Below are 14,003 nucleotides of genomic sequence, written 5' to 3'. Positions count from 1 at the left end.
ATTATTTTTTATTGACACTCACCAAACCCTACGACGTTCACCCTCATACTGAATGCGATCACAAGACAGCGGAAAAAAGGTACCTTCTGGTTTTCTCACTGCATCCAAATAACAAGGCAATATGCCCCCAGAAAAACATAAAACCAAATAATGATAATATTCGTGTGGAGATAATCCCTGATCGGCCGCTAGTGCTGCTGCTAGGGCGGCAATGTTCATATACAAACGCCACCGTCCCTGCAACAAAATTTCCTCGATCGTAAATGTAAGCTTCACATAGGGGCCGTGGGAAAAATTTAATTCTTCGGCTAAGGACAGGAGGGGTTCAATGCGCTCATCTTTTCGTGTAATAGGACGGCCATATCCGGGAATAATTTTATATTTTTTTAATTCTTTTCTCACAAGTTCTTCTATCTCAGCACCTGCCTCTAGCTGACCTTTAATCCGAAACAGAAAATCAATAGCTCGGATATCTGGCCGCCGTCCATAAATTGAAGCTTCCGAAACCGCATTTCCCGCACTGAGGGCTAACGCAGCAGTGCTTCTAGTGGTACCTGCCAGCGCGGCAACCCGGTTATTCCATAATCTCGGATCAGGATAGCTGCTACATAAAGTCCAAATACCTTCAAACAGCCGAATCTGTTTTCCGTTAGGAATTCGTCCCGTAATGCCATAAAGCAGCAAACCCATCCAGGGAAGATCTTTTAGCTCTTGAAATAAATCCTTGCCACGGAAAACCACTCGCTCCCCTGGAAACCAGGCGCCCATATTGGTCACCCAGTGGTCTTCATTTTTAAAAAGATATTTAGGCCCTTGCATATCCATTATTCCTATTTTTATCCCGCCACTCATCGAGATACGGTAATCGCACTGCCCTACCCTTGCGGTTCATCGCTTAATTCCAAACCATTTCTAAAAAAAGGATAGCGCCGCCAACCGTATACCTGCTGTTCCAAGGCATGGGCGGCAGCCCCAGGCAAGCGGAGCAACAGGTACAGCATTTCACCCTGCTGAATATTGAAGTCCAGATCACTCATCGCCGCGGCCGCCACCCCGGTCATTGCCAAGGGGCAGTTGGCCGCGGTCTCAAGTTCCGGCCGATGGGTTTGCAACCAGGAAAGGGCTTCTCCCGGACTGTTTTTTGCCAGAAAAGCTAAAGTTTGTTGCACTGGCATGGCGCAACTGGCGCCATGGGGATCAAAACCGGGAGGATGTTCTAGGGGCAACCACACATCCGCCCGTTCCTCTTGTGGGGGATGTTGGAGACGCTCCTGCCAGGCCATTAAATTCCTACCGCATTCCTGCCACGAGGCCATTGCTGACGCTACTTCATGGGCGCCATTTAGCTGACCGGCGCCCACCGCCAGCGCAGCCATCAAAGATGACGCGGAAGTGGACCCCCCAACCCCGGCGCACATGGCAGCGCGAATACTGTGATCCCGGGGACCTGGATTAGCGATAGCAACCGCGAGTCCCTCCAAGAGTCTGGCCTCCTTGGGGGAAGGACGCTCTTGCTTGAGGAGCAGGTATAAATATTCGATCCAACTGGCTTTGCCCAGCAAATCGCCGTAGACGTCGTAACCGGAGCAGTAGCAGGCAGCGGCGACAAAAGGATTATCGGGCGCTGCGACCTCTTCCCAGATGCGGCTATGAATCACCTCCCGTCCTTCACTCATTGCAACCCTCCCAATATCTTCATCCGGGTTTTCATGGGGGGCACCTCCTCGGGATCGACTCGCACATCGAGCAAGGTAGGGCCTTGCCGCTCGCAAATGGCCTTAACATCAAGCGCCATAAGATCTTGGGGAGAACGGATAATATAGCTGGGTACTCCCATGGCCTCTCCATAAGCGCAATAATTGATTGCCGGAAGTTCGAAGCCAATAGCCTCAGCCTGGGCCAACCGCTGACCATGTTTGACCATCCCTAACGCCGCATCATTGAGGATAATAAAAATCACGGGCAGTTGTTCCTGGCTTGCCACAGTGATTTCCTGACCGCTCATGAGCCAGCTACCATCCCCCGTGATGCAGACCACCGGATTACCTGGAGCGCCCAAAGCACTGCCTACGGCAGCGCCAATCGCCCAACCCATGGAGGCAAACTCCAAGCAGCCGCGAAATGGCTCCCCATTCCTATCAGACTGACCGGAAGGGTGTAAGTAGTGGATTGCCCAAGCTATGCTGTTTCCTGTATCGGCTAGGAAGCGGGTATTGGGAGGAAACAGCCGGGTAAGCTCCCGCATTAACCGCTGCGGCTTAATGGGGGTAGAATCATCGTAATACTTTGCCTCCTCATCAAGCTGGAAGCGCCACTTTGGCTCATGTCTTAAAACTTCCCGCAGGGGGGAGTCGGGCTGCCTGCGCTCTATTCCAAGCGCCGGTTCTTCTTTTGCTGGCGGGTGCTGGCGGAGGTAGCTTAAGACTCGTTCGCAAATCGTGCTAATGGTTCCCCGTACGTGCAAGCGTGCCATGGGCGTGCGGGTCAAGTTTCCCTCTACATTCTCCACATGGATGAGACGATCATTCAAAAGAGCTTCGGTGTCCCAACCATTGCTTGCCCATTCTCCCAGGTTAGCGCCAAACACCACCACGGTGTCCACTTCAGGATCGGACAGAGTCTCGCTGGCACTGCGATGCCCAGCAAAACCAATAACACCGCGGAATAGAGGATGATAAAGACTGACCAATCCTTTACCATGGGGCGTAGTGACCACTTCGGCCTGAATTAAAGAGGCGAGATTCAAAATAGCGCCAATCGCTTCGCGGCAATCTTCCCCCACCACAAACACTGCTTTCCTCGCCTGGACAATGTGGCTGCAAAGCGACTTTACTTCCCCATCAGCTAGTAAGGCAGGACGGTGCAGCAAAGCGGCAAGCTGATAGGAAGGAGTTTTAACCGAAGCGGTACTGCGTAATATATCTAAAGGAATACTCAGATGAGTGGGGCCATTGGGAGACTGATAAGCCGTCATGATCGCCGTACTGAGTTTATGTTCCAATTGCGCCACATGGGAGACCAAAGTGCTATAGCGAGTGCAATGCTGAAACAAGTTCACGGTATCAATGCCAGTGCAGGAAGAATCCTGAAAAGCTCCTCGCCCAAACTGACTCAAAGCCGTCTGGGCGGTAATCACCAACATGGGAATGCGATTCTCGTAGGCCGAAGCAATCCCTGTGATGAGATTGGTGGCGCCCGGCCCGGTCGTGGCGCAGCAAACCGCTAGTTTGCCCGTCCGACGCCCATAGCCATCGGCCATAAAGGCGGCCCCGGTTTCGTGGCGGGCAACTATCGCTCGCGGCCCCCCCTTACGGGCACTGCGAGCCAAGGCATTGTACAAGGGCTCGATAGCCCCTCCTGGCACCCCAAACACATAGTCCACCGATAATTGGGCTAAATAGGCCACCAGTAAATCCCCTGCCTCCCATTGGGATTGGGGCACATTTCCTTGAGTCGTGCTAACCGTCCGGTTGGATATCACTTATATCCCTCTCTCATAGAGAATTTTCACTCTTAAAAACCGCCTTTGATAACTCTATGCAACGACCTTTTCAGGGGTAACTTTAGAAACTAGGAGCCCAGTACAGCTTTATAAATTTAGAAGAACGCCTAAGGCTGGATATAGAATTGGAACCCCCGGCATCAAAAAAAGAGCATCCGGGCAAAAGCCTATCAACTGGTTTAAGGGCAGGGCAGAAGATATAATTTGGGGATGAGCGAGAAAGTAGGTTGGAAGACTCAAACAACCGGATGGCGGCCAGGTACCCATCCGGGGGAATTTAGCGGGTGATGCGCGGTCGTGTTCTGATCATTGCCGGCTCGGATTCGGGGGGTGGCGCTGGAATCCAGGCGGATATTAAAACCGTGACGGCCCTTGGAGGCTATGGTGCCACAGCGATTACCGCCCTCACAGCCCAAAACACCCAAGGAGTCGCTAAGATATTGCCCATAGCACCTGATTTTATTGTGGAACAAGTAAAACAAGTACTGACGGATATTGGCGCCGACTGTATCAAAATCGGGATGCTGCATTCAACGGCGGTTATTGATGCAGTCGCCAATCTTATAGATGAGCTGGCCGGGAACATTCCTCTTCTTCTTGATCCGGTCATGATAGCCAAAGACAGCACTTCCCTACTCGATCCTGCAGCCCTCAGTGTACTAAAGCAGCGCTTGCTCCCCCGGGCAACCCTTATTACGCCCAATATCCCGGAAGCCGAAGCGCTCTCCGGTCGCAAAATCGATCACCCCGAAGCCATGCCACAGGCAGCCAACGCATTGCTGGCCCTAGGTCCTGCCGGCGTCCTGCTTAAAGGAGGGCATCTTCCCGGTCATCAGCTTCATGATTTACTGATGACACAAGATTATCAAGAAAGCTTCCAAGTCCAACGTATCGTCTCTCCCCACACTCACGGCACAGGATGCACACTGGCTTCGGCTATTGCCACTGGCCTTGCCCAAAACCGCCCCCTTTCCGAGGCAGTTCGGCGGGCTCACGCTTATGTGCAGGAGGCAATCCGCCTTGCTCCTGGCTATGGGAAAGGCTATGGTCCCCTTAACCATGCCCATACTGTAAGCCCATTTAGGATTTAATCCTTCTCAAATACCCTACGAATTTTAATCCACCCCCAGGGCAGGCAAACTTAATAGCTTAATTTTTAAATAGGAGAAAAACAGTCCATGTCCATGAAAACAATCCAAATCACCAATGATCTCTACGATTACTTGCTTTCCGTTTCCCTGCGGGAGTCGGCGATCCTGCGGGAGCTGCGAGAAGAAACCGCAACCATGCCTAGAGCCAATATGCAAATCTCCCCGGAGCAAGGGCAGTTCATGGCTCTACTCATAGAATTATTAGGCGCCCAAAAAACCCTGGAAGTAGGGGTTTTCACTGGCTACAGCGCCCTTTGGACAGCCCTTGCCCTCCCCTCGGCAGGACGGCTTGTGGCCTGTGATATTAATCCTGACTGGACTGCGGTTGCTCAGCGCTACTGGCAACGAGCAGGCGTCGCCAACAAAATCGATTTACGTTTGGGACCCGCTATTGAAACCCTCGATCAACTTATCGAAGGGGGAGAAGCTGGCACCTTTGACTTTGCCTTTATCGATGCCAAGAAAGAAGAATACGAAGACTACTACCAGCGGTCACTGGAACTACTACGGCCAGGCGGCCTCATCGCCGTCGACAATGTATTGCGTAATGGAAGAGTCATTGACCCTAGCTTCACCGATGAAGATACGGGCGCTATCCGTGCCTTTAATTTAGCCCGGCTTGAAGATGAACGGGTGACCCTAAGCATGGTCCCCATCGCTGATGGGCTAACCTTAGCTCGAAAACGCTAAAGAGAAAAAGATACACCATCTCCTCTTGAATCGCCGAAGCGGTTCAAGAGGAGGCTTCCTGCAGCCCTAACTGAAAGGCGTATGAATTATTTAAACACGATTAATTAATGCCCGGCGGCATTGCTAGAAACCCCGATCACCGGCAGCGGAGTTCCTTTAGTATGGGGTGGAAGAATAGGATATTCCACCCTGGGTTGCTCGCCAGTTAAGGTTTTCAAGAAAGTTACAATAGCGGCGGTTTCATTACGGCTAAGTTTTATACCAAGCTGTGATGAGCCCATAATAGCAACTGCCTGTTCTAGATCCCATACCTGTCCAGAATGAAAATAGGGAGGAGTTAACTCTATATTACGCAAAGAAGGGACTTTAAAAACGTACTTATCGCTGGCTGTTTCCGTCACCGTAAACCGCCCTTGATCTTTTTCCGGAAGAATTTTGCTGCCGGGTTTTTCTACAACCCCAAAGGGTTGATAGCTTCCCCCACCCACATTAATTCCATTGTGGCAGCTTGAGCAGCCTTTATTCATAAAGAGTTTAAGCCCCTTTTTTTGTGCTTTCGACAGTACCTGGGAATCACCGTTAAGGTATTGATCAAAAGGAGATCCAGGAGTCAGTAGAGTGGCTTCAAAAGCTTCGATAGCATCCGCCATATTATCGAAAGTGACGGGGTTAGAGTCATCGGGAAAGGCCTTCCGAAAGCGCTGAACATATTCCGGGATGCTTTTCAGAGTCTGCTCCACCCGCTCCGGCGTATTATTCATCTCTACGCCCGCCTGCACCGGTCCTTTCGCCTGAGCTTGGAGATCTTCCGCCCGCCCATCCCAGAATTGAGCAAAATTGAATACGGAATTGAGTACCGTAGGCGCATTACGGGGTCCCTTTGCCCATCCATGGCCAATAGAAGTTTCTTCTAGATCCACTCCACCAAGGGCAAGATTATGGCAAGTATTACAGCTAATTAGCCAGCTTCTGGAGAGGCGAGGATCAAAATAAAGCCATTTACCCAGCTCAATCCTCTCTGGCGTCAGCGTAATTCCCTCTATCTCCTGCAGCTCGGTGGGAATCGGTTTAAATAGGGACTGGGCCTGCTGCATCAGCTCGTCACCATGCTTTTTGGCAAGAACATGGCTAGCATAAGCCGTTCCTATTATCAGCACTAAACAGAAAGCAAATTTTTTCATTCTTCTCTCTCCTAATAATATGGTGGGCGCATAAAAATATGGAAGCGAATTTATATTAATAGTATCAATTTCATGATTTATCCAGGAATATCAGTTAATTACTCTAGTCTAACTTTAAAGAAGCGATACGCTAACGCAATTTATTCTAACGATTAGAAAAAAATTCCTGAACCCCCTCAAGAATCAGCATTAAGCTTATTCTCAAAAATGATTGTAATCATGAAATAGATTGCTTACAAATCTATAAACTACACCTGAAATGACTAGACCATCCTGGACACAGAAACTCGGATAATCTAAGAAAAGCGAGAAAAGTGTGTACGGCAACAAATACTAAGAAGAAAGTAAAGGTAGAACTTAAAGCGCAATCACCGCAGCAGATAGGCTCAGCGGAAACTACTGGCATGGGGTTCAGCATAGAGCAACCATTCTTAAGACGCCCTAACAAAAGATCGGTTTTGGTGTTTTTATGGTTGCCGGTTAATGGGGAGGGAGGATGAAACCGATGCTTTAAGCAGTTAATAAAAATCCAAATCACCGCTAAGCATTGGAATGGGGGAAAAATATTGGCCTTTTGCCGCTCATAATCATATAGGGCGTTTGATATATTTCTATTTCATATCCGAGTCAGCCCAAAAAGCTCGCGCACAAATTACGGTCTTAGTGATTCTAATTCTTCCCATCGCTGATATAGCTGATCAACCTTATTTCTCGACTCTTGTAGCTGTGCGTATAACGCTGTTAAGCGTTCAGAGTCGCTCATGATTTCAGGATCATGAAGACGTTCCTGAAAGGTTTCCAGGGCTTGCTCTGCCTTTGAAATTTTTTTCTCAATTCGGTTAAGTTCTTTTCGTTCTTCATAGCTTAAACCATGAGCCGTTTCCTGCTTAGACGGGAAAGCGCGATCAGGGGAAACTCTGTTGGAAGGACGTAACTTTCTAGCCTCAAACCATTGGTAATAATCAGCAAAGAACTCCGCCTTTCCCTTGCCATCTAGGTAAAGCAATATGCCACTAAGACGATCCAGCAGAAAACGATCATGGGTAATGAGAACAATAGCGCCAGGAAAATCTCGTAAACTCTCTTCCAGCACCTCAAGGGTGGGAATATCCAGATCATTAGTAGGCTCATCTAATAATAAGATATCCGCCGGTTTCAGCATTAAATTAGCGAGCAAAACGCGGGCTTGCTCGCCACCAGACAGTTGGGAAATAGGAAGTTTCAATTTTTCGCTTGGAAACAGAAAACGTTTTGCCCAGGAAGCCACATGGAAAGTACTTCCCTGGAAAATCACCTGATCTCCTAAAGGACATAAAGCTTCTTTTAAGGTTTGAGTAAAATTTAACTGCTCCCGCTTTTGATCGAAAGTCGCTATTTGAACACCCTCTGCCCATTGAATAGTGCCGGATTCAGGCATTAGCTCGCCCGTTAGTAGCTGAATCAGGGTACTTTTACCGCTTCCATTCTGCCCTAATACACCTACGCACTTGCCTGGGGAAAGCTGTAGGCTAAGATGAGAAAAAAGCCTTTTTCCGCCGCGGCTAATGCCAATATCGCGGGCCTCTAGAAGTTTCTTGGTTTTCCGCTCGGTCGCCTCGAAATCAATTCTCGCAGTTCGACCTTGAGCATTACGGGCTTTTACCGTATTTAATTCATCTTCCATCTGCTGGGCACTATCAAGACGATAGCGTGCTTTCGAGGTTCGGGCCTTAGGACCTCTCCGTAACCATGCCAACTCTCGCTGTACCTTATTGGAAAGCACCATTTCCTGTTGGGCCTGTTGCTGAACAAGCCCTTCCCGCTTTTGCAGGAAACTACTGTAATTTCCTTCCACTTTTAGGAAGCCTTCAGAATATTGTGGGTTTAGCTCCACAATGCGATTGGTCGCGTTTTCCAAAAAATAGCGATCATGACTCACCAGCACAAAAGCAAAGGAAGCTTGTTTCAACAGTTCCTCCAACCATAAAATTCCTTCCATATCCAAATGGTTGGTAGGCTCATCCATCAGCAATAAATCCGGTTCCTGTAAAAGCGCCCGACTAATAGCAAGTCGTTTACGCCATCCCCCCGATAATGTACCAACCTTTTGCACCCCGTCCGGAAATGCCACCCGACGGATCATTTCTCGAATACGCTGGTAGTGCTCCGGTTCTCTATGTTCCTCTGAAAGGGAGGAGAATAAAATTTCTTCGATGCTTTCTTCCGGATCGAAGTGATCCTCTTGGGGCAAATAGACTACCAGTGCATCCCGTTTCTGAACGATTTTTCCTGAATCAGGTGCCTCAATTCCTGCAAAAATTTTTAATAAGGTGGATTTTCCAGAACCATTAGGACCAATTAACCCTAAACGTTCATCCGAGAAAAAACCCAAGGAAATACCAGAAAACAACCCATGGGTTCCATAAGATTTGCTAATATTCTGACTACTAATAAGAAGAGTTGAGGGCATCGTGATCTAGCAAATACGTATTGAGTAATTAAGGTTTATAGGCTTCGAAACGGAGGCGCATATAGTCGGCTATCCATTGACCGTTACCATGATGCAATTTAGCTTGTAGCGCAGCACACACTTCATTAATGAACGCGGGTTGTTCAGCTTTGGGCAGACTCGCTGTAAAAGACGCGCCAAAGGTCATAAGCCACCCTCTCATATCCGTAGGTAGCGGAGTGGGACGTTCAAATAAAACGATCCGCTTCACCTGAAAACCCATGGATTCAAGTTGGTACCGGTATTCTTCAGCAGCAGGGAAATACCATGGGTTTAAAGAATAGGGATCGATTCCCCGCTGCTCCAGCGCCTGATACAGAGCGGTTACAATAGTCTGTATATTCCCTTGCCCTCCCATCTCTCCAACAAATCTTCCACCTGGAACCAACGCTTTCCAAACGCCCCTTATTACGGCAGCAGACTTTTTCATCCAATGCAGAGCGGCGTTGCTGAAAACAGCGTCGAATTCCTGCTCGAACTGGAGCCGCTCACCATCCATCAGATAAGCCTCTAGGGTTTGGGCTTTTACTGTATTAATGAATTCTGGACTGCTGTCTACCCCCACTACGGAACATCCTCGTTCTGCTAACTCTGCTAACAGTGCCCCATCACCGCAACCTAAATCAAGAATGCGCTCATTCGCCTTTGGATTTAACCACTCCAGCACTGGCATCCCTAGATCTGACACAAACCGTGCATTTCTAGCATAGTCTCTCGGATTCCATCCTTGCCTAGCATTCATATATAAGCACCAATGCCCATTAGTGGCGAGTAGAACAAAGCAAAGCCGCCTATTACAAAAATGTTCCTTATTATTTTAATGAATTTTTCTAGCGGCATCCTCGCCTTACCATAGAAAATTAGATTTTTCCTGAATCGGTATGCAGCTTTTCTTTATTATTTTTATCGAGGGAACTCTCCGCTAAGTAATTACGCTGGCTTAGCCGAGCAAATTCATGCTGGGCCGTTGGATGAAAGTCTTTATAATCTGTAAAATACATGTAATGAAAAATACGAATGGTATCCTTCATAATTTCTATCCGGTTAAACGAGTTCTTTTCTTGCTCCCGCACCCTGCCACGCCGTGAAGTACTCGTGCCACATTGAGCGATAATGATACCATGCTCCCGATCTTCCCCCGGGTAAACATCCAATGAATTTCCTATATAAGCACGGTGTAAATGACCCGCCAGGATAAGATCAACCTTTAGTCCAGTAAAAAAATCCAGCGCCCGTTTAGCCTTAGGCATTATTTCACCGCCTTTATAATCCGGTGCTGGCGCAAAATGATGGTGGGTGACTACAATTCTCGCTGTTTCCGGCGATGCCGTGGCAAATGCCTCAGCACAAAAATCTAATTGCTCTCGGCGAATTCGACCGTTAGTAAACGCAAAATAGGGATTAGTAGAATCTAAACCTACAATGACAGCATTATTTTGCCGCAGTACGGTATTACGCGACTCAGAAATATAACGACAATAAAGTTTATAAGGCTGAAAAAGTCTTTCAAAAATTCGATAAAGAGGGATGTCATGGTTCCCAGGAACTACTAGCTGGGGTATCGGGGGCATACGATCCAGATAAGCCTTGGCCGCCCTAAATTCTTCTGGTTTGGCCCGCTGGGTGATATCACCACTAATCACCAGAAGATCGGGAGATAAGCTATTAATTTTATGCAGTAAGGCCTCACCAATCTCAGGCAAAAAAGGGTTCCCAAAGTGAAGATCAGAGATGTGTACAAGATTCAACATAAGGAATTATAAAACTTTATCAAGTTCCCGTCTCTAAATTCTAACTATTGAGATGAAGCTGGCAACGGACGAAATCTTTCGCCGGTGATCGAGTCGATTCGGTTTGAAGGATCTCTAGGCGTTTTTGCGGAATATCACCCTTATTGACCAGATATGACTTAATGGTATTTGCCCGTTCCTGCCCTAGCTGCTGGAGTTTATTTTCACTGACTGGCTGTGATTCAATAAGTTTTTTCTCAAGTGCTTTGCAATAGGAAGAGGATTCTTTCCCTAGAGAAGAAGTAGTACTTGACTCAATGCTTCCCTCGCCTGCCTTCACTGGTTGAAGTCCATATTGAGTGCGTTGCTGATTAAGAGACTTAATAGAAAACTGCTTTAAATAAAGCTGCTCTAATGCTTGCTGCCGGGCAAGGGCATTCTCTTTTTCGTCCGAAGAAGCACCGCTTTGCTGTTTAAGTTGATCTGATAGAATTGCTTCAAACTTTTCTTTTTTTAAAGCATTAGAGTCCGTGATAGGATCATACTTGCCTTGTATCTGTAACTGCAATTCCGGACGTTTCTTTAGAGCCTGAGCCAGCTGTAAAAGCTTCTCCTGGGCCGGAGGTAACAATTTACTACTCATAGGTCCAAATTCAATAAATCCCAAATCTACATCTTCTTTAGCGCCGACTAAATTTCCTAACACTCTAAACGGCGAGGAAATGGCCTTACCAATAATACCCGTCAAGGCCCCACCGATAAGGTGCCCATAGCTAAACTGGGGGGCATTCAAATTCCCCTGAATAGGTACCTGAATATCAATTTTCCCTTGGGAATCCTTAAGCAATCCAATTGCAAGCTTTATGGGCGCATCGATGGTTTTTGGACTTTCAACTTTTTTTCCTAGATCCAAGTTTTTCAATAGAATCCCATTCTTACCCTGGATTTGGTCTTCTTTGATCTGATAACTGAGATCAAGGGATAATTTCCCCTTCTCTATCGGGTATCCCAAAAATTCCACTGCATAAGGCGTAAATTCAGGAAGAGCAATATTCCTAACAAGGGCACTGAACTCGGTGGCGCGTTCTAGATCAAAGAGATCACTCTTTCCTGTCATGCTCATTTCTCCATAGGACTCCACCGTTCCCTTCAAAGAAATGGAAGTTCTACCTTGGCCCGTCGAGGATAAATTTTTGATCTCACTCTGAAGCGAATGGATACCCATGGAGAATTTCGGAAATACGCTTAGATCGTCAAAATCAGCCGAACCCTTTTTAATTCGAATTGAATCAATAGCAATAGGAAACGGTTTGGATGCGGAAGTAGAGGAAGGAGTCACAGGCTGGTTGGCTTGCTTCTCTGCTAAGGGACTTAATACTTCTTTGATATTGATTTTTTTATTCTTGTTAATCGTCACTTTTCCGTAAGGAGCATCCAATGCTATATTGGCGATATGAATGCGAGAAGGAAATAAATCAACCAATACCTGTTCAAATTTTAGATTATCCCACGCTAGCAAACGCTTATCTAGCAAAGTATCCTCCGTGGCGAATTTTTGCAGAGCCAGTTTGCCCTTAAACTGTAAGTTAGGAGCATTATTACTTTGAGCGTAGGCGATATTTCCCTTTACCTCCAGGTTACCTGAAATCAGCTTCAGTTTAAGAAAACGGTTCAGATAGGGCTGGAAAGGCAACAGGGAAAGGGGTTCTAGGTGGATTTCTAAATCAGCGGACGGGGGCAACGCCATGACATGACCTCGAGCTAAAAACTGACCTTGCTTGTTAAGGTGAAATTGCAAATTAAAATCAGATTTCAGACCGGGTATGGTAGTAACATTAATAAGCTGCAAACCCAAATCGCTAACATTCAGCGCGGCTGATGGCTCGGTCGTGCGATCTTGCAGGCTGGCACTAACGTTTTCAACCTTGATTTTTTTTATCGCCGCCCGCCAGCTTGAAGATGGAGAATTAGCGGTCGAATCCGTCATTTTTTTTTCGGCTGTTTTATTTTTGAATAATTTTTGCCAGTTTAATACGCCTTGTTTGTTCATCCAGGCTCGTAAATGAGTCCCGCCCATGTAGACAAACTTAACCCCAATGATTTTTTCTGGCCATCGTAGCTGCCCTCCGGAAAATCCGAATTTTGGTATCGTAAGAATTTCCCTATCTCCTTTTTTAGGCTTAAGTCCTAATTGGGTCAAGGCAAACGTTACCCCATCCAAACTAAGCTGTAGCGCCCCTTCCTGCCTCTCCAGGGTGTAGTTTGCACGCCCACCAATCCGGCCGCTGATGATTTCAAAGGCTACTTGGTCGCGAAAGTACTTCCATGGTGCGCGGGCTTTAACTCTCATAAGTTTAAAATGTCCTTTAGAGCGTAAAGGGTTTAGGGCGACTTTTCCCTTCCAATGCAGGATTCCCCCCGCTCGGGTGGCGACCTTAAAGGAATAACTACCATCATTCTCGGGTAAGGTACTAAAATTCCTTAAATCCACATCAGCCGCTTCCAGATATTTTTTAAAGGGAGTAGGTTGAGTCAAATCAATGAAATCGATATTCCCTCCAGTGATGAGAATCTGATCGCTTATTAACGGTACTTCTTTTTTATTCTCTTTTGGCACCGGCGTTTCAGCCGTAGGCAATAATTCTGCAAGGTTAACCTGACCATTTTTATTGATTTGCAACCTCAGATAAGGTTTAGTTAGACTAATTTTTTGGAAGGTCCATGCTTTACGAAAGATACTTGAAAGCTCAAAATTAGCATAGAATTGCTTAAAACCAAACAGCTTAGGCTGCCCCGGCTTGTGAAAGGAAAAATCATTAACTGCTAGAGTCAACGCATAGGGATTCAACGTGATTCCCTTAACTTTTGCTTCTACACCCAAATCTTCTTTTAAGGAATTGATCAGTTTCTTCTCTAGCAAATAAGGGGCTAGGAAAAAACCAACCAAGGTATAGATAAGAAGTATAATTACCACCCCTAAAGCAGTGTTGCGTACCCATCGTTTTCCGACCCAGGACGAGGAAGTACTTGCCTTGCTAAGCGCGGAATCTACCATATTAAATAATATTTTAAGAATCCTTTAAGAAAAAACTGCATTTCTTGTTTTCAAAGATTATCGCCCGGATAGCATAATAACTCTCTCGGCAAATGGGATTTATAAATATTTTTTATTGTTCATACTCTAATACCTAAGGAGCATACGTTACAGAGACTATGGGCAAACCAAACGCCGACCGATCCAAACATTGCACCATACCCATT

General features: G+C 46.8%; 10 protein-coding genes. 2 read left to right on the top strand and 8 right to left on the bottom strand.

Annotation, left to right across the window (positions count from 1 at the left end; genetic code table 11):
• Positions 1-18 precede the first annotated feature (18 nt).
• The 3 genes from NWAT_RS05695 to NWAT_RS05685 are packed head-to-tail and all read right to left on the bottom strand — an operon-like array spanning position 19 to position 3,481.
• A complete protein-coding gene (locus NWAT_RS05695; protein ID WP_013220191.1) occupies positions 19-819 on the bottom strand; it encodes a citrate/2-methylcitrate synthase in 801 nt (266 codons plus the stop codon).
• A 56-nt stretch (positions 820-875) separates the two neighbouring features.
• Positions 876-1,676, bottom strand: a complete 801-nt coding sequence (locus NWAT_RS05690) for a citryl-CoA lyase (RefSeq protein ID WP_013220190.1) — start codon at positions 1,674-1,676, stop codon at positions 876-878.
• Positions 1,673-3,481: a thiamine pyrophosphate-binding protein gene (locus NWAT_RS05685; protein ID WP_013220189.1), complete on the bottom strand. Its 1,809-nt coding sequence runs from the start codon at positions 3,479-3,481 to the stop codon at positions 1,673-1,675. The genes NWAT_RS05690 and NWAT_RS05685 overlap by 4 nt, the downstream gene beginning before the upstream one ends.
• A gap of 308 nt (positions 3,482-3,789) precedes the next feature.
• Between NWAT_RS05685 and thiD the strand changes: the two genes are divergently transcribed.
• Both thiD and NWAT_RS05675 read left to right on the top strand, forming a co-directional pair.
• Complete coding sequence (gene thiD, locus NWAT_RS05680) at positions 3,790-4,593, top strand: bifunctional hydroxymethylpyrimidine kinase/phosphomethylpyrimidine kinase (RefSeq protein WP_013220188.1); 804 nt, start codon at positions 3,790-3,792, stop codon at positions 4,591-4,593.
• Positions 4,594-4,680: 87 nt separating this feature from the next.
• A complete protein-coding gene (locus NWAT_RS05675) occupies positions 4,681-5,343 on the top strand; it encodes a class I SAM-dependent methyltransferase (RefSeq protein ID WP_013220187.1) in 663 nt (220 codons plus the stop codon).
• A gap of 104 nt (positions 5,344-5,447) precedes the next feature.
• Here NWAT_RS05675 and NWAT_RS05670 read toward each other — a convergent pair whose 3' ends face one another.
• From NWAT_RS05670 to NWAT_RS05650, 5 genes are all read right to left on the bottom strand, one after another.
• Complete coding sequence (locus NWAT_RS05670) at positions 5,448-6,524, bottom strand: cytochrome-c peroxidase (RefSeq protein ID WP_013220186.1); 1,077 nt, start codon at positions 6,522-6,524, stop codon at positions 5,448-5,450.
• Between the two features lie 652 nt (positions 6,525-7,176).
• The gene (locus tag NWAT_RS05665) at positions 7,177-8,973 is read right to left on the bottom strand and encodes an ABC-F family ATP-binding cassette domain-containing protein (RefSeq protein ID WP_013220185.1); all 1,797 of its coding nucleotides are present in this window, start codon (positions 8,971-8,973) and stop codon (positions 7,177-7,179) included.
• A 28-nt stretch (positions 8,974-9,001) separates the two neighbouring features.
• The gene (locus NWAT_RS05660) at positions 9,002-9,754 is read right to left on the bottom strand and encodes a class I SAM-dependent methyltransferase (protein WP_013220184.1); all 753 of its coding nucleotides are present in this window, start codon (positions 9,752-9,754) and stop codon (positions 9,002-9,004) included.
• A 118-nt stretch (positions 9,755-9,872) separates the two neighbouring features.
• Positions 9,873-10,763, bottom strand: a complete 891-nt coding sequence (locus NWAT_RS05655; protein WP_013220183.1) for a metallophosphoesterase family protein — start codon at positions 10,761-10,763, stop codon at positions 9,873-9,875.
• A gap of 40 nt (positions 10,764-10,803) precedes the next feature.
• On the bottom strand, positions 10,804-13,797 hold the full coding sequence (locus tag NWAT_RS05650; RefSeq protein WP_013220182.1) for a DUF748 domain-containing protein: 2,994 nt from the start codon (positions 13,795-13,797) through the stop codon (positions 10,804-10,806).
• Positions 13,798-14,003: the final 206 nt, after the last annotated feature.

The sequence above is a fragment of the Nitrosococcus watsonii C-113 genome (assembly GCF_000143085.1).
Lineage (GTDB): Bacteria > Pseudomonadota > Gammaproteobacteria > Nitrosococcales > Nitrosococcaceae > Nitrosococcus > Nitrosococcus watsonii.
Note: the sequence above shows the minus strand (reverse complement) of the source record. Positions and strands in the feature narration are given on the sequence as shown.